Origin of the sequence: Rhodococcus sp. KB6, assembly GCF_001445685.1 — a bacterium.
Taxonomy (GTDB): domain Bacteria; phylum Actinomycetota; class Actinomycetes; order Mycobacteriales; family Mycobacteriaceae; genus Rhodococcus_F; species Rhodococcus_F qingshengii.
Window position 1 is genome coordinate 578,377 of sequence record NZ_LNAK01000134.1, and the last position, 25,953, is coordinate 604,329.

At 63.1% G+C, this 25,953-nt stretch carries 26 protein-coding genes; 17 read left to right on the forward strand and 9 right to left on the reverse strand.

Annotated features, from left to right (window positions below; all coding sequences use genetic code 11):
• Positions 1–56: 56 nt before the first annotated feature.
• Positions 57–1,112, forward strand: coding sequence for a LacI family DNA-binding transcriptional regulator (locus ASU23_RS22670; protein WP_238592723.1), 1,056 nt, complete (start codon positions 57–59; stop codon positions 1,110–1,112).
• Positions 1,109–1,564 (forward strand): hypothetical protein, encoded by a 456-nt coding sequence (locus ASU23_RS22675; RefSeq protein WP_228232707.1) that lies wholly within the window; start codon positions 1,109–1,111, stop codon positions 1,562–1,564. Before ASU23_RS22670 ends, ASU23_RS22675 begins: the two co-directional genes overlap by 4 nt.
• Before the next feature lie 95 nt (positions 1,565–1,659).
• On the opposite strand, the gene ASU23_RS22680 is transcribed toward ASU23_RS22675, so the two are convergent.
• Positions 1,660–2,478 (reverse strand): AraC family transcriptional regulator, encoded by an 819-nt coding sequence (locus ASU23_RS22680; RefSeq protein WP_042919858.1) that lies wholly within the window; start codon positions 2,476–2,478, stop codon positions 1,660–1,662.
• A gap of 89 nt (positions 2,479–2,567) precedes the next feature.
• Between ASU23_RS22680 and ASU23_RS22685 the strand changes: the two genes are divergently transcribed.
• Complete coding sequence (locus ASU23_RS22685) at positions 2,568–2,939, forward strand: cupin domain-containing protein (RefSeq protein ID WP_054781205.1); 372 nt, start codon at positions 2,568–2,570, stop codon at positions 2,937–2,939.
• Here the strand turns inward: ASU23_RS22685 and ASU23_RS22690 are convergent, their stop codons facing one another.
• The 4 genes from ASU23_RS22690 to ASU23_RS22705 form a co-directional block, all read right to left on the reverse strand.
• Positions 2,940–3,668 carry an HD domain-containing protein gene (locus ASU23_RS22690; RefSeq protein WP_058038749.1) on the reverse strand — a complete coding sequence of 243 codons (729 nt, stop codon included), beginning with the start codon at positions 3,666–3,668 and terminating at the stop codon, positions 2,940–2,942. It lies immediately after the preceding gene.
• Between the two features lie 209 nt (positions 3,669–3,877).
• Entirely contained in the window at positions 3,878–4,474 is a 597-nt protein-coding gene (locus ASU23_RS22695; RefSeq protein WP_172827080.1) for a CHAP domain-containing protein, read from the reverse strand.
• A gap of 17 nt (positions 4,475–4,491) precedes the next feature.
• A complete protein-coding gene (locus ASU23_RS22700; RefSeq protein ID WP_003944867.1) occupies positions 4,492–6,063 on the reverse strand; it encodes an MDR family MFS transporter in 1,572 nt (523 codons plus the stop codon).
• 41 nt (positions 6,064–6,104) lie between these two features.
• Entirely contained in the window at positions 6,105–6,737 is a 633-nt protein-coding gene (locus tag ASU23_RS22705) for a TetR/AcrR family transcriptional regulator (RefSeq protein WP_003944787.1), read from the reverse strand.
• A gap of 104 nt (positions 6,738–6,841) precedes the next feature.
• On the opposite strand from ASU23_RS22705, the gene ASU23_RS22710 reads away from it, so the two are divergent.
• The 4 genes from ASU23_RS22710 (at position 6,842) to ASU23_RS22725 (ending at position 10,231) form a co-directional block, all read left to right on the forward strand.
• Positions 6,842–7,195, forward strand: coding sequence for a zinc ribbon domain-containing protein YjdM (locus tag ASU23_RS22710; protein WP_164490578.1), 354 nt, complete (start codon positions 6,842–6,844; stop codon positions 7,193–7,195).
• 101 nt (positions 7,196–7,296) lie between these two features.
• Positions 7,297–8,328, forward strand: a complete 1,032-nt coding sequence (locus ASU23_RS22715) for an ABC transporter substrate-binding protein (protein ID WP_228402242.1) — start codon at positions 7,297–7,299, stop codon at positions 8,326–8,328.
• 51 nt (positions 8,329–8,379) lie between these two features.
• Positions 8,380–8,799, forward strand: coding sequence for a DUF1622 domain-containing protein (locus ASU23_RS22720; protein WP_007728052.1), 420 nt, complete (start codon positions 8,380–8,382; stop codon positions 8,797–8,799).
• A 31-nt stretch (positions 8,800–8,830) separates the two neighbouring features.
• Positions 8,831–10,231 carry a DUF2252 domain-containing protein gene (locus tag ASU23_RS22725; RefSeq protein WP_007728051.1) on the forward strand — a complete coding sequence of 467 codons (1,401 nt, stop codon included), beginning with the start codon at positions 8,831–8,833 and terminating at the stop codon, positions 10,229–10,231.
• A gap of 4 nt (positions 10,232–10,235) precedes the next feature.
• Here the strand turns inward: ASU23_RS22725 and ASU23_RS22730 are convergent, their stop codons facing one another.
• From ASU23_RS22730 to ASU23_RS22740, 3 genes are all read right to left on the reverse strand, one after another.
• Positions 10,236–10,952, reverse strand: coding sequence for a hypothetical protein (locus ASU23_RS22730; protein WP_058038751.1), 717 nt, complete (start codon positions 10,950–10,952; stop codon positions 10,236–10,238).
• Between the two features lie 2 nt (positions 10,953–10,954).
• Positions 10,955–11,584 (reverse strand): helix-turn-helix domain-containing protein, encoded by a 630-nt coding sequence (locus ASU23_RS22735; RefSeq protein ID WP_042448756.1) that lies wholly within the window; start codon positions 11,582–11,584, stop codon positions 10,955–10,957.
• Between the two features lie 74 nt (positions 11,585–11,658).
• The gene (locus ASU23_RS22740; RefSeq protein WP_003945028.1) at positions 11,659–12,582 is read right to left on the reverse strand and encodes a neutral zinc metallopeptidase; all 924 of its coding nucleotides are present in this window, start codon (positions 12,580–12,582) and stop codon (positions 11,659–11,661) included.
• Between the two features lie 163 nt (positions 12,583–12,745).
• Here ASU23_RS22740 and aspS point away from each other — a divergent pair, with 163 nt between their 5' ends.
• From aspS to ASU23_RS22755, 3 genes are all read left to right on the forward strand, one after another.
• Entirely contained in the window at positions 12,746–14,554 is a 1,809-nt protein-coding gene (aspS, locus tag ASU23_RS22745) for an aspartate--tRNA ligase (RefSeq protein ID WP_003944808.1), read from the forward strand.
• Between the two features lie 18 nt (positions 14,555–14,572).
• Positions 14,573–15,538, forward strand: a complete 966-nt coding sequence (locus tag ASU23_RS22750; protein WP_058038752.1) for a DUF389 domain-containing protein — start codon at positions 14,573–14,575, stop codon at positions 15,536–15,538.
• A gap of 191 nt (positions 15,539–15,729) precedes the next feature.
• On the forward strand, positions 15,730–16,911 hold the full coding sequence (locus tag ASU23_RS22755) for a kinase (protein ID WP_058038753.1): 1,182 nt from the start codon (positions 15,730–15,732) through the stop codon (positions 16,909–16,911).
• A gap of 71 nt (positions 16,912–16,982) precedes the next feature.
• On the opposite strand, the gene ASU23_RS22760 is transcribed toward ASU23_RS22755, so the two are convergent.
• A complete protein-coding gene (locus ASU23_RS22760; protein ID WP_003944973.1) occupies positions 16,983–17,363 on the reverse strand; it encodes a nuclear transport factor 2 family protein in 381 nt (126 codons plus the stop codon).
• 210 nt (positions 17,364–17,573) lie between these two features.
• Here ASU23_RS22760 and ASU23_RS22765 point away from each other — a divergent pair, with 210 nt between their 5' ends.
• From ASU23_RS22765 to ASU23_RS22795, 7 genes are all read left to right on the forward strand, one after another.
• The gene (locus ASU23_RS22765) at positions 17,574–18,899 is read left to right on the forward strand and encodes a replication-associated recombination protein A (RefSeq protein ID WP_223304671.1); all 1,326 of its coding nucleotides are present in this window, start codon (positions 17,574–17,576) and stop codon (positions 18,897–18,899) included.
• 77 nt (positions 18,900–18,976) lie between these two features.
• Positions 18,977–21,649, forward strand: a complete 2,673-nt coding sequence (alaS, locus tag ASU23_RS22770) for an alanine--tRNA ligase (RefSeq protein ID WP_058038754.1) — start codon at positions 18,977–18,979, stop codon at positions 21,647–21,649.
• A gap of 2 nt (positions 21,650–21,651) precedes the next feature.
• Positions 21,652–22,185: a Holliday junction resolvase RuvX gene (ruvX, locus tag ASU23_RS22775; RefSeq protein ID WP_003944838.1), complete on the forward strand. Its 534-nt coding sequence runs from the start codon at positions 21,652–21,654 to the stop codon at positions 22,183–22,185.
• Positions 22,182–23,492, forward strand: a complete 1,311-nt coding sequence (mltG, locus tag ASU23_RS22780; protein WP_042445689.1) for an endolytic transglycosylase MltG — start codon at positions 22,182–22,184, stop codon at positions 23,490–23,492. Before ruvX ends, mltG begins: the two co-directional genes overlap by 4 nt.
• Positions 23,482–24,321: a shikimate dehydrogenase gene (locus ASU23_RS22785; RefSeq protein WP_003944839.1), complete on the forward strand. Its 840-nt coding sequence runs from the start codon at positions 23,482–23,484 to the stop codon at positions 24,319–24,321. Before mltG ends, ASU23_RS22785 begins: the two co-directional genes overlap by 11 nt.
• Positions 24,322–24,503: 182 nt before the next feature.
• Positions 24,504–25,025 (forward strand): A24 family peptidase, encoded by a 522-nt coding sequence (locus tag ASU23_RS22790; protein WP_231916201.1) that lies wholly within the window; start codon positions 24,504–24,506, stop codon positions 25,023–25,025.
• Positions 25,026–25,250: 225 nt separating this feature from the next.
• Positions 25,251–25,949 carry a S1 family peptidase gene (locus tag ASU23_RS22795; RefSeq protein WP_058038755.1) on the forward strand — a complete coding sequence of 233 codons (699 nt, stop codon included), beginning with the start codon at positions 25,251–25,253 and terminating at the stop codon, positions 25,947–25,949.
• Positions 25,950–25,953: the final 4 nt, after the last annotated feature.

Here is a 25,953-nt window from a genome sequence, read left to right on the forward strand (position 1 = left end):
CATGTATCGATACACACCTGCGCAATGGATATTTTTCACTCGCTATGCTGATGCTCATGGCCATACGTGCGCAGCGTTCGAGTCGTCCGACGATGGCCGACGTCGCCAAGGCCGCAGGCGTGTCGGTGATGTCGGTGTCGTACTCCTTCGCGCAGCCCGAGCGCGTGTCTGAATCAACGCGGGCCAAGGTGTTCGCCGCCGCCGAAGAGCTCGAGTACGCGGGCCCGAACCGGGCGGCGCAGTCCTTGCGGAGCGGGAAATTCAACAACATCGCGGTCGTCTTCAGCGAGAAGCTGACGTACGCCTTCGAAGACGCAGTAGCTCGGCGATTCCTCTCGGGAGTCGCCGAAGCGTGCCTGGATGCGAACGCCGGGCTGATGATGCTGCCGAACTCGGGGAAACCGGGAGACGTCGACAGAGTTCGCGAGGCGGCAGTAGACGGTTTTGTCGTCTGGACCACCGTCTTCGACGATCCCATCCTCGACGCGATTGTCGGCACCGGAAAACCCGCATGCATCCAGGGTGGTCCGTTGCACGAGGGTGTGGATCTCGTCGGGATGGACGATGTTGCCGGCGCCGTCGCGATCGCGGCAGTCGGGTTGTCGGGGGCGCAGCGGCCCGCGGTGATCAGCCTTCCGTGGGATCGTGAGCGTCGGTCCGAGATTCGGATGGACGTGGATCCAGGTGAAGCGTTCTTTCCGGTGTCCCGCCATCGGCTCGAGGGCTACGAGCGCGCCGTCCGCGACGCGGGCCTCGATTGGCCCTCGGTGCGGGTAGGGGTCGTCACTGTCAACGAGCGGAGCGAGGGTGCGCGGATGGCTCGGTCCCTGCTCGACGTTCCCGAGAGCCGAAGGCCCGATGTCATCTTGGCGATGAGTGACGAACTGGCTCTGGGGGTTCTGGACGCGATCCGTGAACTCGGCCTCGCGCTGCCCGACGATGTCGCAGTCGTCGGATGGGACGACACAACAGCCGCATCGGACGCCGGCCTGACAACGGTTCGCCAGTCCCTGTTCGATCAAGGGCGCAATGCAGCTCGCGTGGTTCTCGGGCTGGACGATGCGGTCGAGCCGGTCGAATGGTCGGTGCGTCGGCGAACCTCGACACGATGATCACGCCGGTAGTCATCGACGGTCTGCGTTTTCGGTGGTTTGTTCCTCCAGAATTGGGGGAGACCGTCCGGTGGGGACTCTCCTGGAATGTCGACAACCCGCGCCGGTGGGCGGTTGCCGAAGTCGCGGGTGCATTGCACCTACTTGCCGGAACTCCTCGTGACGACCCAAACGCGCGTCAGGCGTGGATAGACTTCGGCGCGGATGCCGCCACGACCGGGGTAGTTCGGCGCCTGCGGCTCATGTCGATGGAGTCCGACATGCTGCCCGACCCGAAGTTTCCGCACGGCCCGAACTGGGGTTGGGCTACGAGGCAATTCGTGCCTGGCTCCGAGCGGTTCTACGAGTTGGCCCGTGCACCTCGTGCGTTGCGCTCGTATCAGCTGACCGATCGTGAATACGGGCCGCGGCGCGAGGACTTCCTCCTGGTCGACCTCGAGACGGCTGCTTGATCGTTGGGACCTGACACCGTTTTTATTCAGTGGACACAGACTCCAGCTGACCGGAACCAGTGTCTGCTCGACGAAACCGGTGCCAGGTGCTGCGACTAGCGCGCTCCACTGGCCACGTTCAGTGAGTATTTGCCGGGCGGCGCCCCGACATGCTTGACGAAGTGCCGCGACAGGTGGGATTGATCGTGGAATCCGACGTCGACGGCCACGTCCGCCAATTCGCGCCCGGCGAGGATTGCGCGTCGCGCCAGATCGATTCGACGTCCCGTCACGTACTTGTGAGGCGGAAGCCCGAAATGCTTCGCGAAGTTCTTGATCAGATACGTGGGCTTCCGCTGCAGGATGTTCGACGCTTCCCGCATCGTGATTCCCGTTGTGAGTCGCGCATCGAGCAGGTCCCGAAGTTGATCGGCAACGCGTTCGTCAACGGTCGGCGTGTGAAGGGATCGACCTGTGGCCGGTGTGAGGATCTCGTTCAATCTTTCAGCGAGGAACCCCAGGCGACTTTCGGCCTCGAGTGATTCGCCGTCCGGGCCGAGTGCAGAGTGCAGTTGATCGATGCGATGGCGCAGCAGAGGGTCTCGAATCTCGGGGCTGTCCACCGCCGGGCCTATGAGGACCTCGCCGAGAACTGACGTGTCGAGGTAGAGGATTCGTTGACGAAATCCGGCCTCGGTGACCGGAACTCCGTCGTGTGCAATGCCTGGCGGCAACAGAGTCACGATCTCTGGTGCTGCGCCATGAGCGCGATGATCGAGGTCGTATGCAATCGTGCCGCGGTCGACGAGCATCAGGGACCACTGATCGTGCGTGTGTTTGGGATAGGCGTGTCCGACGAAATCGGCATGGAAGACCTCGGTGATTCCCGCGAGGCTCGGTGCCCACGCGGTGATCTGTGCGCCGCGGGGGTCCATGTCAGAAACGTACAAGACGCAGCTGCCTCGGGTGACGAAGAGTGGCGGGGTCGTCATCGCAGTGGTGGCGCGCCCGAGGGAGGAACAACATGAACAGTTCGGCAACAGCGGTATCGCTCCGCGAGAAGTTCGGTCAGTTCACCGAGCACTGGTCGCCCAAGAAGATTGCGGGCCTCAATGATTACGAGATCAAGATCGTCAAGATCAAAGGTGAATTCGTCTGGCACTCCCACACCGACACCGACGAAATGTTTCTGGTGACAAAGGGGCAGATCCGAATCCAACTGCGCGACGGAGATGTTTCGCTGGGGCCCGGTGAATTGTTCGTTGTGCCTCGCGGAGTCGAGCATTGTCCCATCGCCGAAGAGGAAGCGGAGGTGATGTTGATCGAACCCGTGGGCGTGGTGAATACCGGGAACGTCGGAGGATCACGAACCGCGGTGCTCGAGGACTGGACGTAGCTAGCGGCTCTTCCAATCCAGGGGATTGGTTCGGAGCGGCAGTGCCATGCCCGATCTCCAGAGCGTCGCCGCGCGAGAGTGAGGACGGAGCTCGACCTCGCGCCGCATCGACTGCGCGAACTCGTCGGTGAACCCTGTTCGCGGGTACTCCGCGATTGTTGCATCAACAGTTGCTCGCGGAATTTCGGGCGCACGCCGACCGGCAACGTCGAAATGCGCTGCGGCATGCAGTAGGTACGCGTCAGCGCCCGCGCCGCGGTCGACGGTCAGATCCATGTGCAGACGGATCGCTTCGCCGATTCGCTGTACCGACCTCTCCGAAGTTCCCACTCTGGTCGCGAGTTCTTCTGCGTCTGCGGCACTGATGTAGGTGAAACACCCGTGCTCGGCCGATCCTTCTGCGCCCAGTCCGACATCGTGAAGGGCGCACGCAGTGAAGAGATCTTCGGGGTCGTACTCGATCGCATCGATCTGCGCGAAGGCGTCGGCCCAGATCCAGCAGCGCAGGCTGTGGTTCAAGACCGCGGGGGACAGGGTTCCTCTGGCGTGATCGAGCGCTTCGCTGCACAGCTTGGTGTCGGGGAGTGGGCGTTTGCGCAGCTCGGGTGTGCGAGTGGGGTAGCGGCCGAGCCGCAGTCGGAGCATCGACGGAGCACTCATGGCCTGCGCAGCAGCCGCGCGGGCCATGAGCTGTATCTGCGCGAGGGTGGTCAGCTCACCAGGGCGCATCGGATTCCTGTTCTGGGTGGGGGACAACTGGATACGAATCTAGTTGGCAGGGAAACTTCTTCACACATGTCTAATATCTGTCGACGACGGAAACAGGAAATTTTCCGAATATTGGTTGATAGCAAGTGCCATCCAACGGCAACCCCGAATCTGTAGCCTCACCTCTGCACTTCGCAAGAACCATCAAGCAACGACGGTGGGGCTCGGGCTCAGATGACGCCGAACCCGACGATCCCCGGGACTTCCGACGGGACGATGCGATGGAGCATGACCTTGTTGTTCTCGTTGCCGCCGACGGTCGTCAGAGTGCCGGCGTCGTTGACCAGAACGACGTTGACGTGTTGGCCGAAGGGGCTCGAGTCGCCGTACAGGATCGTGTCGCCGACCTTGGGTTGGTAGTCCTGAGCGTAGGGGACAAACGCGTCGACGGACTCGTAATACTCCTGCAGCGTGTACACCCCGGGGATGCGCCACGACCCTGAGTTGGGGTTCGAGAACGGCGTGCCGATCTGGTTCATCGACCAGCTCACGAAATCGGCACACCACGATTCTTCGACACCCTCGGCGTACTTGGTGCCGGGACTCCCTGACTCCCATTCCTGCTCGAGGACGCCCAGTAGCGCACTCTGCTGAGCGCTGAGAATGCTGTGGTCGACGGCCGGGAACGAATCGAGATTCTCGCCGGCAAGAGCGTCGTCGCCGCGCGCGAACCACCACAGTGCGCCGGCGACAACTACGACCACCGCAACGCCGAATACGCCCAGAACAGCGAGAGTGCGTCTGGGCGTATTCGGTGCGTGCGACATCACGCCACGATAGTCAATTACTCGAGCGGGGGTGCAGAGCGATCGATCGTCGTCGCGAGTGGCTTCTCCTTGACGAAGAGCAACAACACGACCGCTGCGATGACCAAGGGGACGAGGTACAGGAAGATCGGCGCCAGCGCGTCGTTGTATGCACCGACGATGATCTCGCGAACCTGGCTCGGCAACTTCCAGAGGATTCCCGGGGTCAAGGAGTTCTCGTCACCACCGACCGCGCCGCCATTCGCCGGGAGTCGCTCGGCCAGGAGATTGGTCAGACGCGAGGCGAACAGGCTGCCCACGATCGCGCTGCCCAACGACGCACCGATCTGGCGGAAGAAGTTGTTCGACGCGGTGGCCGTTCCCACTTCGGCCGCGGGGAAGGTGTTCTGCACGATCAAGATCAAGATCTGCATGACGAGGCCGAGTCCGATACCCATGAGTGCGATGTAGCAACCGAAGACCAGCAGTGAGGTCGACGGCGTCAGACGTGAGAGCAGGACCAGAGCAACAGCGACGATGGATGTTCCGACGATGGGGAAGATCTTGTAGCGGCCGGTCTTGCTGACCAGCTGGCCGGACCCGATGGAGGCGACGAGCAGGCCCGCCATCATGGGAATCATCATCAATCCAGCTTCGGTGGCGTTCTTGCCTGTCACCATTTGGATGTAGGTCGGCAGGTAGGCGAGCGCACCGAACATGGCGATTCCGATGATCAGGCCGGCGACGGTGGTCAACACGAAGTTGCGCTGAGCGAACAGGTGCATCGGAATCACCGGTTCGTCGGCACGCTTCTCGACGAAGACAAAAGCCACTGCCGTCACGACGCAGCCGACGATCAACCCGATGATGACGGCCGATCCCCAGGCGTAGGTGTTTCCACCCCAGGTCGTGAACAGGATCAGACACGTCGCTGCCGTCGCGACGAGAACCATGCCCAGATAGTCGATGCGAGGCTTGCCGAGGTTCGGCTTCCGCAGGTGCAGAAATGCCATCGCGCTCGCGATGGCGAGTAGGCCTAGGGGGATGTTGATCCAGAAGGCCCAACGCCAACCGATGCCTTCGGTGAACCAGCCGCCGAGTAGGGGACCGGCAACCGAAGCCAGTGCGAACACGCCGCCCATCGCACCCATGTACCGGCCGCGTTGCCTGGCGGGGACGACGTCGGCGATGATCGCCTGGGACAGCAGGATCAATCCGCCGCCGCCGAGTCCCTGCACGGCTCGACCAGCGATGAGTGTGGTCATGTCGTGGGACAGACCGCCGATCACCGAACCGACGATGAAAATGCTGATGGCGCCGATGAAGAGGCCCTTGCGGCCGATCAGGTCACCGAGTTTTCCGTACACCGGCATCATGACGGTCGAGGCGAGGATGTATGCCGTCGTCACCCAGACCATGTGGTTGACGCCGTTCAATTCGCCCACGATGGTGGGCAAAGCGGTACTGAAGATCATCTGGTCGAGCGAAGCCAGAAGCATCGTGATCATCAGCCCGACAAAAACGAGGATGATCGACCGTTTGTCCGGCGAGGCCTCGGTGTCGGTATGCGTGCCGTCGGGCTCGACGGTCGCAGCTTCTCGAGTGGACATGTAGTTCCTTAGTTGAGTGACGGCGGGTGCGAGAGTGTGGATCAGCTCTCGGACCTCAGTATTCGAGCCATCAGGAGTAGTGCCGGATCGAGCAAATCTGTTCTGGGGCTTGCCCGTTCACTGTTCTGCCATTTTCGGAAGACGTAACGCATCGCGGCGCCTGCGGTGATGACCGTTGCTGTGGCTTCGTCGGCAGCGGCTGTGTCCGAGTGCAGGCGGCGATACTCGGTTCTGTTCGACAACTCCCGCGTGAGGATCCGGGTGAGCGTGTCTTCAAGATCGTGGAAGGTGGCCAGATGTTGTTGCAACAGCGTGGGATGACGCTCGAACAATTCGCGTCGATGCGCGAGCAGATCGGGTCGCTCGTCGACGATTTGCATCGCCGCCTCGAATACCGCGAGAGCGCCGCGCAGCGGATCGTCCGGGTGCTCGCCGATGAGCGTGAGCATGGTCGTCTCACTTGGCACGACGAGCATGAGCCCGCCGATCGCTGCGTCCTTGGTGGGGAAGTAGTTGAAGAACGTGCGGGTCGACAGATTGCAGGCTTCGCAGATTTTCTCGACGGTCACTTCGTCATAGCCCAGGTCGAGAACGAGTTCGACGGCGGTGTGCTCGATCAGCTGCCTCGTCGCAATTCGTTTTCGTTCGCGCAATCCGAGAGTTTCGGTTCCCATTTCATCCATAATTGCACAGAGTGCAAAGTTTCATCGAATGCAATATTTCGCCCAAGGGTGCCTCATGAAATGCAAAAATGGGGATCGGGTGCCTGGTGGATAGGATGAACCGCGTGGAAGACACCTTGCCCCCTTGCCCTGAATGCGCCGGCGAATACACCTACGAGATGGGCGCGTTGATGGTCTGCCCGTCCTGCGCGCACGAGTGGGCGCCGACCGATAGTGCCGGCGAGGACCTGGGTGTGGTGAAAGATGCCGTAGGCAACATTCTTGCGGACGGCGACACGGTGACGGTCGTCAAGACGCTCAAGGTGAAGGGCAGTCCGACCGGCATCAAGTCAGGTACGAAAGTTCGCAACATCCGCCTTGTTCAGGGTGTTGGTGACCACGACATCGACTGCAAGGTCGACGGCATCGGACCGATGCAATTGAAGTCGAGCGTCGTCAAGAAGGTGTGACCGGACAGCGATAGTTGTCGGCTCGAAATCCTGTTCAGTTTCGACGGTTCGATAGCCACAATCGAGGTGATTCTCGACCGCTCGAACGAATGGACCGAACTGTGCCGAACTCGATCTGCCTGGCGCCCGCACTCGATAACACCGCACTCGATACAGACGAGCAGTGGAAACGCATCGTCGATGCGCTGACGCGCAGGGGTTTCCTCGGCGCCGGGCTCGGTGCCGCGGCCGCGACCTTGCTGGCAGCGTGCAGCAGCGACGAAAACGGCTCGGCGCCAAGTGGTCTCGTCACAGTGCAGGATGAGACGGGCAGTGTCGAGATTCCGTCGGACCCGCAGCGAATGGTCATCGCCCATGTCAGCGCCATGGCGACGGTGCTCGACCTCGGTGTGCCGCCGGAGAAGATCGTCGGCGGCTTCTTCGGTCTCGAGGGTGTGAGCGGTGACGCGGTGTTGCGTACGATGCCGGAGGCTGCGAACATCCCGAACCTCGGTACGGCGGGGACGTGGAACAAGGAAGCGATCATCGGCGCGTCGCCGGATCTGATCGTCATGCTCCTGACGGCCGGAAATGCTTATGCGGCAAAGTCCTACGACGAACTCTCCGCGACCGGTGTTCCAGTATTCGCCGGCTTCAACGGGTACCTCACGTGGGCCGAGATGAAGAAGTTGGTCACCTCGATGGGCGTCGCGGTCCGACGCGAAGACGCTGCTGCGGAATTGAACGCGAGAACGGAAGAGCGCCTCCTCACAATCAAGGATCGACTCTCCGCCCTCGGTTCGTTGCCGTCGGTGACCCTCCTCCGCACCGGCGAGAACGGTGTCGTCTACAACCAGGTCGACGCTCTTCTCGACGCCCTCGGTTTCCCCGGCGAACGAGCTACATCGGAGGAGTTCACGCGCACACTCACAGCGGAGCAACTCGATCAGGTGACCAGCGACGTGATCATCGTGGGCGCATTCCAGGACCAGCAGGACGTCCGTGCGCAGTTGGCGATGAACCCGCTCTGGGAGCGTCTTCCCGCTGTCCGCTCGGGGAACGTCCATTACGTCGACGACAGCCTGTGGGGCTCGGGCTATTCTCCCCGCGCGACCGAGCTGCGACTCGACGACATCGAGCGGATCTTCAGCTGACGCCGTCGTGTCACCTCGACTTATCGGTGCATTACCTCGAGAATCATGACCATGGACAAAATCAGGTTCTTCGAGCTGGTCACCGAATGGTTCGAGGTACTCGGTGTTGTCGCCATGGTTCTCGGGTTCGTGTTCGCATTCGTGATCGCGGGGCGCGCATGGAGTCGAACGCGGGACGGTAGTTCGGCGTTTCGTACTCTGCGCGAGACCATGGGCGCGGTCATCCTTCTCGGCCTCGAGATCCTTGTCGCCGCTGATCTGGTGAAGACGGTGACGTCGTCGCCGTCGCTGACAGACGCCGCAGTTCTGGGCATGATCGTTCTTATTCGGACCGTGCTGAGCCTGTCGATTCAGATCGAGATCGACGGGGTACTTCCGTGGCGCAAGGCGTTGGTGTCAAGTCCGGAACTCCTGGTACGCGCAGCGCGCGGATCAGGAGGCCGCACGACGCCCGACGCGTCGAGTTCGTAGCGATAGCCGTTGCGAGTGAAAGGTCGGGCAGATGACAGCAGTGCGCACCGAGCATCTCACGGTCGACGAAAGGCGGGCACGCGGCCGTCAGGCGCGTAGAGATACGCCATTGGCCGCGCTCGCGGATCTGGCAGAGAGTGACCGTGATCCGATATCACTGCTCGAATTGCAGGCGAAGTCGCGGGTACAGGACCTGGTGCCCATCCGATACGGGCGGATGTCGGCATCGCGGTTCTCGTTCTTCCGCGGCGCTGCGCTGGTGATGGCCGACGATTTGTCACGCAGTCCGGATTCGGGTCTTGCCAGCCAACTCTGCGGCGACGCGCACCTGAGCAACTTCGGTATCTATGCGACGCCCGAGCGAAAGCTCGCGTTCGACATCAACGACTTCGACGAAACGTACCCGGGACCGTTCGAATGGGACGTGAAACGACTGGCCGCAAGTTTGGTGATCGCCGCAAAGGACAACGGATTTTCGGGCAAGGAGCGGAAGAAGATCGTTCGCGGATGCGCGGCCGAGTATCGGGAAACCATGATCACCCAGGCAGGATTGGGAAATCTTGCAGTCTGGTACTCGCACATCGCACCCGAGGACGGGCTCGAGGCTCTCCAGATCGACCTGAAGAAGCGCATGCTTGCTCGCACACAAGCGACGCTGGACAAGGCTCGTCGCCGCGACAGTGTGCAGGCGGCAGGCAAGTTCACCGAAATCGTCGACGGCCGGCGGCAATTCATCAGTGATCCGCCGCTGATCGTGCCCGCAAACGAGTTGTTCGCAGGGACCGATCTCACGCAGATCGAGGAGTTGCTACGTCAGCGCGTTCGGTCGTATCGGAGCACGCTGCAGTGGGACCGTCGGGTGTTGCTCGAAAGCTTCGAGATGACGCACATTGCGCGGAAGGTTGTCGGTGTCGGGAGCGTCGGAACACGCGCATGGATGATCCTCATGAAAGGCGTCGACGACGACGATCCGTTGATCCTGCAGGTCAAGGAAGCGCAACCCTCGGTATTGTCCGGCTACGTCGATGGTCCGACCTTCAAGAACGAAGGGGAACGCGTCGTCAACGGGCAACGCTTGATGCAAGCGACAAGCGACATCTTTCTCGGCTGGGAACGAGGGCCGGGGCTCGACGAGGGTGAGCACGATTTCTACATTCGTCAACTGCGTGACGGTAAAGGGTCGGCAGTCATCGAAGAGATGGTGCCGCAGGGGCTGGAACTCTACGGGCGCCTGTGCGCCAGGGTCCTTGCCTACGCACACGCTCGCTCGTCCGATCGGATAGCGATCGCCGAATATCTCGGTGACGGAACCGAATTCGATTTCGCGATCGGGGAGTTCGCGGCTGCCTACGCCAAGCGCAATGCACGCGATCATGCCGCTCTGCTGACCGCGATCGACGACGGTCGCGTGTCAGCAGAGCGGGGAGTGTGACGACTCAGGCGAACACGCCGTCGAGCCAGCCCTGCCACGCTGCCGTTGCTGATCCACCGTCAGCGCCCTCTGCGAAGAGGTGATGGGCCGCGTCGACGTTGCCGCCGAAAGCATTTCGGCCGTAGAACCGCAGCAATGCGTCCTCGGTGCGCAAGCCGATGAACCAGTCGTTGATGTAGTCGACAATCGCGTCGACGGTTCCGATTCCGGGGACTTCCACCGACGCGGAGTCACCGACACCGGCGCCCGAGGTGATTCCGAGGGCGCTGCGAAGCGTTCCCATCGCTTGCGGCGCGGACGAGGATTCCGGGCCTTCGGCCGAGACATAGGTGACGGGTTTTCCGGCGAAGTACCGCACGTATTGGCCGAGACTGTGCAGGTAGAAGTCCGTGTGCTTGCTCGCGCCGTCGTACTGGTTGTCCCAGTCATCGGCAAACACTCCGGCGTGGACGTAGCGGACAACGGCGGTGCTCTCGTCGCGTGCTTCGACGACGTATTCGAGGTTGTTGAACCAGCCGTCGGGGCCTTGCATGTGGATGGCGAGTTCGCGGGGCGGCTCCCAGGTCGCGATGATCGGGCTGTCCGGGCGGCTGCCGTCGGCGGGGATCTCGAGAGGGGAGGGGAACATCCAGCCGGCCGTTTCGGCCGAGATGGCGGCCCAGATCTGCTCGGGGGTTCCTGGGACGACCACCTCGCGGCGGATTTCGAATTTCTCGGACATTGCTACTTCTCCGTTTCGGGCGCGTCGATGGCTTGGGTTGTGATGGTTTGGGGTGTGGTGAGGCTGGGATGCAAGGCGACAACGAGGCGGTGTTTGCGTCCGCCTTCGGAATTGCCGTTGTGATACTTGGCGACGAGTGAGTTGATCGACTCGCCGAGTTCGCCGGCGAACGCGGCACGGTCGGCCGCCGTGGCAAAGGTGATGTCGCTGTCGATGGCAAAGGACGCCAACGGTTTTCCGGCTGCAGTTGCGCCGGCGATCAGCTCGCCGACCTCTCGGACGATCCGCGCTGCGAGACTGACGAGCCAGCGCGCCGAGAGCTGATCGGGGAACCGGCCCGGGTCTGGGGCGAGCGCCGACATGGCGGCAGGGGATATGACGTACGACGCGGCACTGGCCTGCATGATTCGCTCGGTCATGTTGCCTCGCTTGCGTTCCTCGACGAGCTCGACAAGTCCGTGGTCTTCGAGAGTGCGCAGGTGGTAGTTCACCTTCTGGCGTGTCAGCCCGATCCGGGGCGCCAGCGAGGATGCCGATCCCGGCACCGCCAATTCGGCCAGAATCCGTTGCCGAATCGGATCGAGCGACGCCTCGGCAGCTCCGGGGCGATCGATGACTGCTACGTCCAACATGAGAAAACCATCCCACCGACAACAAAATCTGTCAAGACAGAAAAAATTTTCGGTGGGATGGTTTCGGAGATTCGCTATCGCTTGAGGTCGGGCGGGTTGTTCAGATCCCGCGCCGAGTACGTGTCACACGACGAAATCTGGCCGGTCTGGTATCCGGTCATGAACCACGCCTGACGCTGTGCGGAGGAGCCGTGTGTCCAACCTTCAGGGTTGACCCGACCGGTCGTGGACTTCTGGATACGGTCGTCGCCCACCGACGAGGCGGCGGACAACGCGTCGCGAATGTCGTCTTTTGACAAGGGCTTCAGGAACGGTTGACCGGTCGCCTGATCGGGAATCGTGTCCGCAAAATGTGCCCAGACGCCTGCGTAGCAATCGGCCTGGAGTTCGGTGCGAACCGCACCCGACTGCTCACCCTGCGGGTCGGCCTGCGCGCGGCCGATGTCGCCGAGCTGATTCTGGATGTGATGTCCGAACTCGTGCGCGACCACGTACTCCTGTGCGAGCGGTCCGGCGCTGGAACCGAAACGGTCGACGAGTAGTTGGAAGAAACTCGTGTCGAAGTACGCAGTCTGGTCGGCCGGGCAGTAGAACGGACCGACGTCACTAGACGCCTGGCCGCAACCGGTGTTGACCGAACCGCTGAACAGAATGACTTCGGGTCGCACGTACGCCGTGCCGGTCTGCTTGACCAACTGCTGTTCCCAAACGTCGTCGAGGCTTCCGACGGTCAGTGTGACGCGGCAGTTCACATCGGCGTTTGCCTGAGCACCGGTGCACTCGTCGACCGACGACAGTCCGGTCGACGAACTCGAAGTCTCGGTAGACGTACCCAGGAGTGAGCCGGGGTCACCGCCGAACAACAGCGCCAGGATCAGAACGATGATGCCGCCCGCGCCACCGCCGATCGCGATTTTGCCGCCGCGGCCACCGCCACCCCCGCCGCCTTGAACCTGAACGCGTCCCGCTTCGCCGCGGGCCCCCTCGTTGAAGGTCATCTATGTCCGCTTTCTGCTGTCGTGAACAAGTGCTTGCCGTCACTTCTGGAGATAGCTTCGCATGCGATGCGGGTCCGCGTTTCCGCTCTGTGCAGTTCGCTCCGTAGGATCGCAGGCAAAGTAGTCGGTCGTCGGTTATTGGAAGTAGTTCGAAAGGAATCCCGTGCTGCGCACACATCTCGCCGGTTCATTGCGACCCGAGCAGGCAGAGCAGACCGTAACGCTCACCGGTTGGGTAGCCAGGCGTCGTGATCACGGCGGAGTGATCTTCATCGATCTCCGTGATGCATCCGGAGTTGCGCAGGTAGTTTTCCGGGCAGGTGACGTGGCCGAGCAGGCGCACCGTCTGCGCGCGGAATACTGCGTTCGCGTGACCGGAACGGTCGAGGTTCGCCCAGAGGGCAACCAGAACTTCGAGATCCCCACCGGAGCGATCGAGGTCAACGCCACAGAACTCGAGGTTCTCAACGAAAGCGCACCGCTGCCGTTCCAGCTCGACGATCAGGTCGGCGAAGAAGCGCGCCTCAAGTACCGCTACCTCGACCTGCGTCGTGAAGGCCCCGGCTCCGCAATTCGCTTGCGCTCCAAGGTAAGTGCTGCAGCGCGCGGCGTTCTCGCGCATCACGAGTTCGTCGAGGTCGAGACTCCGACGCTCACGCGCTCGACGCCCGAGGGTGCCCGTGACTTCCTGGTGCCGTCGCGCCTTCAGCCCGGTAGCTTCTACGCACTGCCGCAGAGCCCGCAGCTGTTCAAGCAGCTCCTCATGGTCGGCGGCATCGAGCGCTACTACCAGATCGCACGTTGCTACCGCGACGAGGATTTCCGCGCCGATCGCCAGCCCGAGTTCACTCAGCTCGACATCGAGATGGCTTTCGTCAACCAGGACGACATCATCCTGCTCGCCGAGGAAATCCTGACGGCGCTCTGGAAGCTCGTCGGCCACGAGATCAAGACGCCGATCGACCGCATGACCTACACCGAGGCAATGCGTCGTTATGGCAGCGACAAGCCGGACCTGCGTTTCGACATCGAACTCGTCGAGTGCATGGACTTCTTCAAGGACACGACGTTCCGCGTGTTCCAGGCGGAGTACGTCGGCGCCGTCGTGATGCCCGGCGGTGCAAGCCAGCCGCGCAAGCAACTCGACGCCTGGCAGGAATGGGCCAAGCAGCGTGGGGCCAAGGGTCTGGCGTACGTGTTGGTCGGTGAAGACGGCACTCTCGGTGGACCTGTTGCCAAGAACCTGACCGACGCCGAGCGTGAGGGCCTGGCCGCCCACGTCGGAGCTCAGCCGGGAGACTGCGTCTTCTTCGCAGCTGGTGCAACGAAGCCGATGCGCGCCCTCCTCGGCGCTGCCCGTGGTGAGATCGCCCGCAAGAAGGACCTCATCGATCCTGACGCGTGGGCCTTCGTGTGGATCGTCGACGCTCCGATGTTCGAGCCGACCGCCGACGCCACTGCATCCGGTGACGTCGCTCTCGGCCACTCCGCGTGGACCGCCGTGCACCACGCGTTCACGTCGCCGAAGCCGGAGTTCTTCGACACGTTCGACACCGATCCGGATTCCGCTCTCGCCTACGCGTACGACATCGTCTGCAACGGCAACGAGATCGGCGGCGGCAGTATTCGTATCCACCGCAAGGACATTCAGGAACGAGTGTTCAAGGTGATGGGTATCTCCGAGGAAGAGGCGCAGGAGCAGTTCGGCTTCCTCCTCGACGCCTTCGCCTTCGGTGCGCCGCCGCACGGCGGAATCGCATTCGGCTGGGACCGCATCACCGCGCTCCTCGCCGGCATGGATTCCATCCGTGAGGTCATCGCGTTCCCGAAGTCCGGCGGCGGCGTCGACCCGCTGACGGATGCTCCGGCACCGATCTCGGCTCAGCAGCGCAAGGAATCGGGTATCGACGCGAAGCCCGAGAAGAAGTCAGAGGACAAGAAGTCCGAAGGCGACACCGGCGAAGCCAAGTAGAGCCGACACCGGATCGCCATGCTGCATTTGCGGGTGATCTGCCCGACCGAGCGCACCGAGCAAGTTCTCGGTGCGCTCGCGTCGCAGCGGGGCGCGACACACATCGTCGTGATGCGCGACGTCGCGGTTCATCCTGCCGGCGACATGGTGGAGGCCGACGTCGCCCGTGAGGCGGCAAACGACGTCGTCGATGCCCTGAACGAACTCGGCGTCGCCGAGGACGGCGGAATGACGCTCGTACCGGTCGAGACGGTGTTGTCGGCGGCGGCGCGCAAAGCCGAGCGTGACGTGCCTGGTGATCCCGCGGATTCCGTCGTGTGGGAGGAATTGCTGTCCCGCACTCGCGAAGAGTCGACTCTCAACGGATTGTTCGTCGCGTTCCTGACCATTGCGTGTCTGCTGGCCGCGATCGGCGTCGTGACCGACTCTCAGATCACGATCGTCGGCGCCATGGTCGTCGGTCCGGAGTTCGGTCCGCTGGCTGCTTTGGCAGTCGCACTCGTACGGCGGGATCGACGGTTGCGTCGGCGTTCGATTCTCGCGCTTGCCGTCGGATTCCCCATCGCGATGGGCGTGACGCTTGCCGCAACGTTCGTGGTGAAGTTCTTCGGATGGATGGACGTCGTCAGTCTCGAGTCACTCCACGAGGTCGATTTCGTATACAAGGTCGGGCCCATTTCGTTTGTCGTCGCGCTTCTTGCCGGTGCGGCTGGGATGCTGGCACTCGTCTCGTCGAAGTCCGCTGCCTTGGTCGGGGTGTTCATCTCTGTCACCACGGTTCCTGCCGCCGGTTTCGCGGTGGTTGCGGCAGCAAACGGAGAATGGCGGATCGCCGGGTTGTCGTCTCTGCAACTGGCTGTCAACCTGCTCGGGATCGTCACTGCCTGCGTGATTGTTCTCTGGCTCAGAACCCGGGCCGACGAGGAATTCGAAGCAGCGTTGAAAGGCATTTCTCGATTTGTCGACGAGGACAAAACTCCATGACGTCGCAGGTTCGGAGTTCTGCTCACCGACAGCAAAATTCTCGAGAGAACTGTGAGCCGGTGTGGCGATTAGGGACTTTTGTCATCGCCGCAGGTAGTCGGCAATTTCTGTTGCTGTGAGGCCTTGAATTCTCCGCTGCGAGCGGACGAGCTGGGCATGATCGGAGTCACTAACGGGTAAGTTGGTCGGTGATGACCGCATTACTGGCAGACCCCGTTTCCGAAGTCGTCGCAGCTGCTGAGCAGTTGCTGACACGCCGCACAGGGGCACCCGTAACCCTGGTGGATCCCGTAGATCTCGGGGGGAGTGGCCGCACCGTCGTGCTGCGCGTTCGTGTCGCCGAGAACCCGTTCTCCCTGCCCCGAACTTTGGTGATCAAGCAGGTCCGCGACAACTTCCAGGGAGCTACCAAAACAGCGATTGCGCTCCCGGCCGCGTCCGAAGGTGACTTCGACGTCGAGACCGCATTCCTTCGTGAAGCGGTGTCGTATCAGTTCGCCAACGCGCTTGCCAAGGACGCACGCCCCGGCGCCGAACTGTTGGCGTCCGACCTCGATGCTCGCCTCCTGATCCTGAGTGATCTCGGCGACGCCACCGCAATCAGCGTCCGACTCGAAGACTCCGACCCGGACACCGTCACTTACACGTTGATGGCCATGGCTCAGGCAATGGGACGCATGCACGCCGCGACCGTCGGCCGTGAGGACGACTTCACCGCGCTTCTGCGTCGAGCCGAGGTTGCGCATTGTTCCGACGAAGTGGCGGATCAGGTGGGACGTGCCGTGGCCGGTGTTCCCGCGATGCTGGTGGAAAGTCTCGGCATCGATGTGAGTTCGGACATTCTCGAGCAGGTTCAGCATGCGCAGACACTGTTCAGCGGTGGCCGGTTCCGTGCCTTCAGTCCGTCGGACCTGTGCCCCGACAACATCATCGTCAACGACGACGGCGTGCAGTTCCTCGACTACGAGTGGGGTGGCTACCGCGATGCCCTCCTCGACATCACCTACGCGTTGGTGTCTTTCCCCGGTTGCCTGTGCAACATCGACCTGACCGAAGAGCGGGCGTCGGCGATGGTCGATGCCTGGCGGGCCGAGGTGGTGGGGATGTGGCCCGCCCTGGCCGACGAGGCCGAATTGGGGCGCAGGATCGTCGAGGCCCAACTCATCTGGGTCTGGCTCAGTACCTATCTGTACCTGCCCGAGGATCATTCGCGTATCGCCGCCGTCCGCGAACATTATCTCTCGATTCCACGCGCCGACGCACTGGTCGGACGCTGGGCCAGGCTCGCACGCTCGGCTCAGCTCGCCGGCAACGACGCCGTCGAGGCACACGCCCGCGAGGTCGTGGCGGCGCTGCGGACCGAGTTCAGCTGAGGCCCTGACCGATCACACACAGAAGGGCGCCCGTGCACGAAGCACGAGCGCCCTTTCTGGGTCGAGTCCGATCAGTTGTCGGAGACCAGATCGTTCTCGGACAGGTCCGTCGCCGCGAGCGCTGTCGCCAGATCGGGATGCCGGAACGTCGACGTCACCTGGTCGGCCACGACTCGGAAAGCAGAGGCCAGGGTCGCGGACTTGTCCGGTTCGGCCGCCCACGTTGCGGTCTGTTCGACGACGACCACGCCGTGGTGGACGTACATCTTTCCGGGGACGAGCGTGATGCCGGCGTTGGTGGCCCACTCGCGCAGGGCAGCGAGTCCCTGGCTCGCGCCCTTGGGGCCGCCTACCTCGATGTCGTCACTCGACAACTGCAGCAGAGTGTCGACGTCTTGGGAGTTGAGTGCATCGTGCCACGCGAGGACGGTGGCGATCTCGGAGGTGCTCATGGCGACAACGCTATCCAATGCGGATTCACGACTGGGTGAGGGCTGGCGGAACAGCGGATTGTGTCGGGCGTCGGTGGTCTCTAGTAGCGTCGATTCGTGAGCGATTGGCAAGCGGAAGACAGTGTGGGGGCGAAAGACGGCGTGGTGGCGGAAGACGGCCTGTTCGAGGCAACTCCGGAGGAATCCGCGATCGTCGACGAACCAGATGTCGTGTCTGTAGCCGAGCGCGCCCTGTCCTCGGTGCCGCCCGGTGCTCCTCTGGCTGTCCGCATGCGTCCGCTCACTCTTGGTGAAGTTGTCGGTCAACAGCACTTACTCGGGCCCGGCGCGCCACTCCGCAGAATGGTCGAGGGGTCCGGCGCCGCATCGGTACTTCTGTACGGACCTCCCGGCACCGGCAAGACCACGCTCGCATCGTTGATCTCGGGTGCTACCGGCCGCCGGTTCGAGGCTCTGTCGGCTCTGTCCGCCGGAGTCAAAGAAGTCCGCGGTGTCATCGAACTCGCGCGCCGCCGCCTGCTGAACGGCGAACAAACCGTCTTGTTCATCGACGAAGTTCATCGCTTCTCCAAGACCCAGCAGGACGCCTTGCTCGCCGCGGTCGAGAACCGCATCGTGCTCTTGGTCGGCGCGACCACCGAGAACCCGTCGTTCTCGGTCGTCTCCGCTCTGTTGTCGCGCTCGTTGGTCCTGCAACTGCAATCGCTCACCGCTGCGGATGTCCAGGAACTGCTCGAGCGCGCTGTCGCCGACGAACGCGGGTTCGGCGGAGCGATCACGATCGACGACGACGCGATGGAACACCTCGTTCGTCTGGCGGCCGGCGACGCCCGCCGAGCCCTGACGGCACTCGAGGCTGCCGCCGGAGCTGCACTGGACACGGCCGGTGACGCTTCGGGCCCGGTGGTGCTCGACCTCGCGACCGTCGAGGCCAGTGTCGACAAGGCCGCGGTTCGGTACGACCGTGCCGGAGATCAGCACTACGACGTCATCAGTGCATTCATCAAGAGCATTCGTGGATCAGACGTCGACGCCGCCCTGCACTACCTCGCACGGATGCTGACCGCGGGCGAAGACCCTCGCTTCATCGCACGGCGTCTGGTGGTTCACGCCAGCGAAGACATCGGCATGGCTGATCCGATGGCGCTGCAGACTGCCACCGCCGCGGCGCAGGCAGTGCAGCTGATCGGTATGCCGGAGGCTCGTCTGGCGCTGGCACAGGCCACCATTCATCTGGCGACGGCTCCCAAATCGGGTGCGGTCATCGCCGCACTCGGCGCGGCCATGGCCGACGTGGCCGCCGGAAAATCCGGACTGGTACCGCCGCACCTGCGTGACGGGCACTACAAGGGCGCCGAGCAATTGGGCAACGCAGTCGGATACAAGTACCCGCACGACACACGTGATGGTGTTCTGCGGCAACAGTATCCACCGGACGATCTGGTGGGTGTCGACTATTACCAGCCCACCGCGCACGGCAACGAGCGGGAGATCGCCGATCGGGTGAGCAAACTTCGCCGAATAGTTCGTGGCTGACGCCTGCCAGGTTCCACCGGCCGACGCGTTAGTCTGGACACCCATAGCTCGACGCTCTTGAAGGTAAGGACCGGTTAGTGCAAACCCACGAGATCCGCAGGCGATTCCTCGACCACTTCGTCAAGGCCGGCCACACCGAGGTGCCCAGCGCCTCGCTGATTCTCGACGACCCGAACCTTCTGTTCGTCAACGCGGGCATGGTTCCGTTCGTGCCGTTCTTCCTCGGGCAGCAGACGCCGTCCTACTCACGGGCGACGTCCGTGCAGAAGTGCGTCCGCACCCTGGACATCGAAGAGGTCGGCATCACCACCCGCCACAACACCTTCTTCCAGATGGCGGGCAACTTCTCCTTCGGTGACTACTTCAAGAAGGAAGCCATCTCCCACGCCTGGCAGTTGCTGACAGGTTCGGTCGAGGACGGCGGATACGGCATCGATCCCACGCGCCTGTGGGCCACCGTCTACCTCGACGACGACGAAGCGTTCTCGATCTGGCGCGACGAGGTAGGAGTGCCCGAAGAGCGCATCCAGCGCCGCGGCATGAAGGACAACTACTGGTCCATGGGCATTCCCGGGCCGTGCGGCCCCTGCTCGGAGATCTTCTACGACCGCGGCGCCGAATACGGCGTCGAGGGTGGCCCCGAAGCCGACGAGGATCGCTACATCGAGATCTGGAACCTCGTGTTCATGCAGAACGAGCGCGGCGAGGGCACCAACAAGGGCGACTACCCGATCCTCGGACCGTTGCCGAAGAAGAACATCGACACCGGCATGGGCGTCGAGCGCGTTGCGTTCCTCCTGCAGGGCGTCGAAAACGTCTACGAGACAGATCTTCTCCGCCCCGTCATCGACAAGGCCGCCGAACTGACCGGCAGTGTCTACGGGACCGACCACACTTCAGACGTCCGTTTCCGCGTCATCGCCGACCACGCACGCACCGCAGCGATGTTGATCGCCGACGGTGTGAACCCCGGCAACTACGGCCGCGGCTACGTCCTGCGCCGGTTGCTGCGTCGCATCGTGCGTTCGGCCAAACTGCTCGGCAGCGAGCAGCCCACCATGCGCGAGTTCATGATCGTCGTCCGCGACACGATGGCGCCGTCGTACCCGGTTCTGGAAACCGACTTCACGCGCATCGAGAACGTTGCCGTCGGCGAGGAGACCGCGTTCCTCAAGACGCTGGCTTCGGGTTCTGCTCTGTTCGAGAATGCTGCCGAGACGGTCAAGTCGTCCGGAAAGTCGGTCATCGCCGGCGATCAGGCGTTTGCACTGCACGACACCTACGGCTTCCCGATCGACCTCACGCTCGAGATGGCGTCCGAGGCCGGTCTCACCGTGGACGAGGACGGCTTCCGCACGCTCATGGCCGAGCAGCGCAAGCGCGCCAAGGACGACGCTCAGGCTCGTAAGCACGCCCACGCCGACCTCACGGTCTACAAGGAACTGCTCGACCGAGGCGCCACCGAGTTCACCGGTTTCGACGAACTCGTCTCCGAGGCTCACGTCCTCGCACTGATCGTCGACGGCGTCCGTGTCCCGGTAGCGAAGGCCGGTCAGGACGTCGAGGTCATCCTCGACCGAAGCCCGCTCTACGCAGAGTCCGGTGGACAGATCGCCGACATCGGTTCGCTCACCGCGCCGGGCCTCGAAGCCAAGGTCAACGACGTACAGAAGATCGCCAAGAAGGTCTGGACGCACAAGGTGACGGTGCAGAAGGGTGAGATCACCGAGGGCGACGTCGTACTCGCGCACGTCGACGCCGAGTGGCGCAAGGGTGCAACCCAGGGGCACTCCGGCACCCACATGGTGCACGCTGCACTGCGTCAGGTGCTCGGCCCCAACGCGGTGCAGGCAGGCTCGCTCAACAAGCCGGGTTACCTCCGCTTCGACTTCTCGTGGCAGGGCGCGCTGTCCGACTCCCAGAAGCAGGACATCGAGGCACTTACCAACGAAGCCGTGGCGTCGAACTACGCGGTCAACACATTTGTCACGGATCTCGACAAGGCCAAGGCGATGGGTGCGATGGCACTCTTCGGTGAGAACTACGGCGACGAGGTTCGTGTCGTCGAAATCGGCGGCCCGTTCTCGATGGAACTGTGCGGTGGCACTCACGTCGGAAGCTCCGCACAGATCGGTCAGGTCACGCTGCTCGGTGAGCAGTCGGTCGGCTCCGGAATCCGACGCGTCGAGGCGTACGTCGGTTTGGACTCCTACCGCTACCTCGCCAAGGAACGCGCGCTCCTGGCCGGACTCTCCTCCTCGCTGAAGGTTCCTTCGGAAGAGGTGCCCACCCGCGTCGAGGCGCTCGTCGAGCGACTCAAGGTGGCCGAGAAGGAACTCGAGCAGACCAAGGCCAAGGCTGTGCTGGCGTCGGCAGGCGAGTACGTCGCCAAGGCCAAGCGCATCGGCAGTGTCCTCGTCATCGCCGAGCCTGCTCCCGCCGGAGTCGGCGGAAACGACCTGCGCAGCCTCGTCACGGACATCAAGGGTCGCCTCGGCTCCGAACCTGCCGTCGTAGCTCTGCTCGGTGACGTCGACGGCAAGGTTCCGTTCGTGGTCGCCTCGAGCAAGGCAGCTCAAGGTCTCGGTGTGAAGGCCGGCGAGCTGGTCGCGTCGTTCGGTCCCAAGATCGGTGGCCGCGGCGGCGGAAAACCCGACATGGCCCAGGGTTCGGGTTCGGACTCCGCAGGAATCCCGGCGGCGCTCGATGCGATCCGGGACAGAGTCGGAGAGCTGGCGGGCGGCAGCTGACGGTGGTGGCTACGCAGCAGGGTCCCGATCGCCCCGGCATCGACGACCCTGGTCGCGGGCGGCGCATCGCCATCGACGTGGGCAGTGTTCGCATCGGCGTCGCGTCCAGCGACCCCGACGGCATCCTCGCGACACCGGTGGAAACGGTTCCACGCTCGAAGGAGCGTGGGCCCGACGCGCCGGATATCCGGCGCATTATCGCCATCGTGTCCGAATACGAGGCCGTTGAGGTTATCGTCGGACTGCCACAGACGCTGCGCGGTGAGCAAGGTAAAGCCGCCGGTATCGCGACTGCATTCGCCAAACGACTGCAGCGGGCCGTCGAACCGATCCCGGTGAGACTGTCCGACGAACGACTGACGACCGTCACGGCTGCGCGCAATCTCCGCGAAAGTGGAGTCAAGGCACGCGGCCAGCGACCGATGATCGATCAGGCTGCGGCGGTGGAAATCCTGCAAGGCTGGCTGGACGAGCGGAGTAGAGCTGTGAAACCAGGGGAGTCGTCGAAGGACGCTGCACTGGAGGGCGATCTGTGAACGCGCGGTGGGATGAGGGCGGCGGAAGCCGGCCCACCAGTTCGTTCGACTTCGACAACGACGAGACCATGGTCATGCGTGCACTGCCGCAGAACATCGATCCGCCGCATATGTCGCGAGCCGAGGCACGCAAGCAACGCGAAGCGCGCAACAAGCGCGCCAAGCGTGGCAAGAAGGTCGGCGTTCTCGCCCTGCTGGTGTTGGTGATCGCAGTCCTCGGTGTCGGTGCATACGGCGCTCTCTGGTACATGGATCGCAACAAGACCGCGGAGGATTTTGCCGGCCCCGGCGGCGCACCCGTGGTCATCCAGATCAACAGTGGAGAAACTGCATCGGAGATCGGTGCGACGCTCGAGGCGAAGAACGTCGTCGCGAGTTCCGCTGCTTTCTACAACGCGGCGATCGCCAATCCGTCTGAGATCCAAAAGGTGCAACCCGGCTTCTACCAGGTGCCGGTGCAGAGTAGCGCCGCGAGCGCACTCGACACCTTGGTTGCCCCGGACTCCCGAGTCGGCAGTGTTGTCATCGCCGAAGGGCGTCAGCTGCACGACAGTTCGGACGCGCAGACCGGCTCGCTCAAGAAGGGCATCTACAACCTCATTTCCGAGGCGAGTTGTGTCGGCCCGGTTTCCGCTCAGAAATGTGTCTCGACAGACGAATTGAACACTGCGGGAGCATCTTCCGATCTGGCTTCGCTCGGCGTGCCCGAATGGGCGATGTCGTCGGTCAAGAGCGTGCCGGACAAGGACCGTCAGCTCGAAGGCCTGATCGCCGCCAGCAGTTGGGATTTCGATCCCACTGCGACGCCCACCGAGATCCTGCGGTCGTTGGTCGAGGGTAGCGCCGCCAAGTACGAGGCCACGGGAATTCTTACAGCCGGCAGCGGGGTCGGAATGTCTCCGTACCAGTTGTTGGTGGCAGCGTCGCTGGTCGAGCGTGAGGCGTTGCCCGCTGACATGGCCAAGGTCGCGCGGGTGATCGTCAACCGACTCGCAGTCGATCAGCCTCTGCAGTTCGACTCCACGGTCAACTACTCACTCGACACCACCGAGGTCGCAACCACGGATGCCGACCGTGAGCGCGTCACGCCGTGGAACACGTACGCAATGCCGGGTCTGCCTGCAACGCCCATCGCTTCGCCGAGCATCGACGCGCTGAAGGCCGTGGAATCGCCGGCGGCCGGTGACTGGTTGTACTTCGTCACGATCAACAAGGAAGGCCAGACGCTCTTCACCAAGAGCTACGAGGAGCATTTGGCCAACATCGAACTGGCACAGCAAAGTGGGATTCTCGACAGTGGACGGTAGTACCGCGACTTCGCTCGCGACGCCCCGTAAGGCGGCAGTTCTCGGAAGCCCGATCGCTCACTCGAAGTCCCCGTTGCTGCATCTTGCGGCGTACGCGGCTTTGGGGCTGAGCGATTGGACCTACGAGCGGATCGAATGCACCGGCGAGCAGTTGCCTGCCCTCGTCGACTCACTCGGCCCCGAATGGATCGGCCTCTCGGTGACGATGCCGGGCAAGATCGCAGCACTCGAATATGCCACCGAACGCACACCGCGAGCGGTGACCATCGGCTCGGCCAACACCCTGGTTCGCATCGACGGCGGTTGGCGTGCCGACTGCACGGACGTCGACGGAGTCAGCGGTGCGTTGATCGCCGGCGGTGTCGGCGATCTCAGCGGCACTTCGGCGGTAGTTGTCGGCGCGGGCGGCACCGCGCGGCCGGCATTGGTCGCGTTGGCCGACATGGGAGTTCGGACAGTCACCGTGGTCGCGCGTGATCCGGGGCGCGCATCCGGTGCCATCGAATGCGGCGGTGCTGTCGGGTTGGACATTGATCTGGTCGCCTTCGACGACGCACGGCTAGGCGGGATCTGCGCCGAATCCTCGGTCTTGGTCAGTACCGTTCCCGCGGAAGCGGCAGCGCCCTTTGCCCAGCAATTGGGGAAGGCGCGATTTGTCCTCGACGCGATCTACAACCCCTGGCCGACGCCACTTGCTTCGGTTGTCGAGGCGGCCGATGGCACGGTGATCGGTGGCCTCGAGATGTTGCTCAATCAGGCCTTCGGGCAGGTAGAGCAGTTCACGGGCAAGCCCGCTCCGCGAGAGGCGATGGCAGCCGCTATCGCTTAGGTCTGTTCACAGTGTCGAGGTAGTCCACAAGACGATTCGTAGTCTGCCGCTGGCGAACGGCAGACGCCAAGCTCGAAACCATGTGGACGTTGATGGTCTTGGCAGGCTCGGGGGTAGTCGCTGGCTTCGGAGCTCGGGCGATCGTCGACAATTGGTTGCGGCGACACGGTTATCGACCAGTCGTGACTTTCTGTTGTGTGCCGCAGTGCGCCGTCGCAACAGGCTGGGTTGTCGTCGGTGCGCTGAATACCTCGGTGGTGCAGTTATTTTCCGGTCTCGCCGTGGTGTGGTGGTGCGTCGCGATCTCGACTGTCGACCTGGCTGTGCGTCGGCTGCCCAACAGTTTCACGCTGCCGGGCTACGCCGTCGTGATGGTCTACGCGACGGTGTCGGGAACGGTGTGGGTGGCGGTGGTGGGGTCGGCACTGCTCGCCGGAATCCACCTCCTGGCGCACGTGATGTCGCCTGGTTCCATGGGCGTCGGCGATGTGAAGCTCTCGCTTCCTCTGGGCGCCGTGACCGGATTGGTGGGAGCGGACGCCTGGCTGTGGTCGTTGGTGTCTGCCTCGGTGCTCACCGCAACGCTGGGCACCGCGCTGGAACTGCGAAGACGAGGGCCGGTAGCCCACAATTCGCCCATTGCGCACGGACCCTCGATGTGCCTGGCAGCCTGCGGTTCGATTGCGTTTGCCTGGCTGACGTGACGAGTGCAACATCCGCGAGAAGTCTGGCGTTATTGACCGTTCAACGACGGACGGTGAACTGCAGGAAAGACGTAACCGTCGGTTTCATAAATGCGGGTATTGCCAGCGCGCGGTCCCAGTATGCGGCGAGTCGGACTTGCCGAATGTCCACACCCTGACGTTCACTGAGGTTTCGGAAATGGGACAAAACGAATCTCGTTTCGCACTCGATTATCGGGGGAACCTATGCGCACAAGGCTTTTCGTCGCTGCGGCAGCCTGTTTGGCGGCTGTGGCTGCAGGAGCGGGCGTCGCCGGCGCCGCGCCTGCACCTTCATCGGTGGCACTGGGCGGGGGCTCAGGAATCCTGCTGCCGGACGTGGATCACTCCGATCCTGACCGAGTTGCAGCATGCACGTTGACCGCGGTCGGCTACGACAACGCCGGTTCTCTCGTGGCACTCACCGCCGGACACTGCGGAGTTGTCGGGGACCGGGTGTTCGCCGAGTACCTGCCCGAGGCCGGACCCATCGGTCGGTTCTCTTACTCGAGTCCGGTCTCGGACATCGCCGTGATCGATCTCGACGACGCCAAGGTAGCTCCGCTGCGTACCGTCGGCGGCACGACGATCAACGGAATCGGCGCCCCGCCGGCCCCGGGCACGATCGTGTGCAAGGAAGGCCGTTCGACCGGCACCACGTGCGGTATCACCTGGGGTTACGACTCCGTCTACGGTGAGATCGTCGAGCACACGTGCTCGATTCCCGGTGATTCCGGTGGACCGCTCGTCGTCGGTGACCGCCTGGTGGGCTTGATCAGCAACGGCTACCCGCCGTACTGCTTCGAGCCGCTTCCGCCGCCGTTCCACGCTCCCGACAACTCGGCGGACATCAACATCGGTTTGGCTGACATCAACGCAAACGGTGGAGGATTCCGCCTGTTCTAGACCC

Excerpts from the sequence above, each read along its gene's own strand:
- ASU23_RS22675 (WP_228232707.1), top strand. The coding sequence starts at position 1,109 with ATGATCACGCCGGTAGTCATCGACGGTCTGCGTTTTCGGTGGTTTGTT.
- ASU23_RS22755 (WP_058038753.1), top strand. The coding sequence starts at position 15,730 with ATGACCGCATTACTGGCAGACCCCGTTTCCGAAGTCGTCGCAGCTGCT.
- ASU23_RS22670 (WP_238592723.1), top strand. The coding sequence starts at position 57 with ATGGCCATACGTGCGCAGCGTTCGAGTCGTCCGACGATGGCCGACGTC.
- ASU23_RS22720 (WP_007728052.1), top strand. The coding sequence starts at position 8,380 with ATGGACAAAATCAGGTTCTTCGAGCTGGTCACCGAATGGTTCGAGGTA.
- ASU23_RS22725 (WP_007728051.1), top strand. The coding sequence starts at position 8,831 with ATGACAGCAGTGCGCACCGAGCATCTCACGGTCGACGAAAGGCGGGCA.
- ASU23_RS22685 (WP_054781205.1), top strand. The coding sequence starts at position 2,568 with ATGAACAGTTCGGCAACAGCGGTATCGCTCCGCGAGAAGTTCGGTCAG.
- ASU23_RS22705 (WP_003944787.1), bottom strand. The coding sequence starts at position 6,737 with ATGGGAACCGAAACTCTCGGATTGCGCGAACGAAAACGAATTGCGACG.
- ASU23_RS22695 (WP_172827080.1), bottom strand. The coding sequence starts at position 4,474 with ATGTCGCACGCACCGAATACGCCCAGACGCACTCTCGCTGTTCTGGGC.
- ASU23_RS22690 (WP_058038749.1), bottom strand. The coding sequence starts at position 3,668 with ATGCGCCCTGGTGAGCTGACCACCCTCGCGCAGATACAGCTCATGGCC.
- ASU23_RS22740 (WP_003945028.1), bottom strand. The coding sequence starts at position 12,582 with ATGACCTTCAACGAGGGGGCCCGCGGCGAAGCGGGACGCGTTCAGGTT.
- ASU23_RS22710 (WP_164490578.1), top strand. The coding sequence starts at position 6,842 with ATGAACCGCGTGGAAGACACCTTGCCCCCTTGCCCTGAATGCGCCGGC.
- ASU23_RS22735 (WP_042448756.1), bottom strand. The coding sequence starts at position 11,584 with ATGTTGGACGTAGCAGTCATCGATCGCCCCGGAGCTGCCGAGGCGTCG.
- ASU23_RS22680 (WP_042919858.1), bottom strand. The coding sequence starts at position 2,478 with ATGGACCCCCGCGGCGCACAGATCACCGCGTGGGCACCGAGCCTCGCG.
- ASU23_RS22795 (WP_058038755.1), top strand. The coding sequence starts at position 25,251 with ATGCGCACAAGGCTTTTCGTCGCTGCGGCAGCCTGTTTGGCGGCTGTG.
- ASU23_RS22730 (WP_058038751.1), bottom strand. The coding sequence starts at position 10,952 with ATGTCCGAGAAATTCGAAATCCGCCGCGAGGTGGTCGTCCCAGGAACC.
- ASU23_RS22700 (WP_003944867.1), bottom strand. The coding sequence starts at position 6,063 with ATGTCCACTCGAGAAGCTGCGACCGTCGAGCCCGACGGCACGCATACC.
- ASU23_RS22750 (WP_058038752.1), top strand. The coding sequence starts at position 14,573 with ATGCTGCATTTGCGGGTGATCTGCCCGACCGAGCGCACCGAGCAAGTT.
- ASU23_RS22760 (WP_003944973.1), bottom strand. The coding sequence starts at position 17,363 with ATGAGCACCTCCGAGATCGCCACCGTCCTCGCGTGGCACGATGCACTC.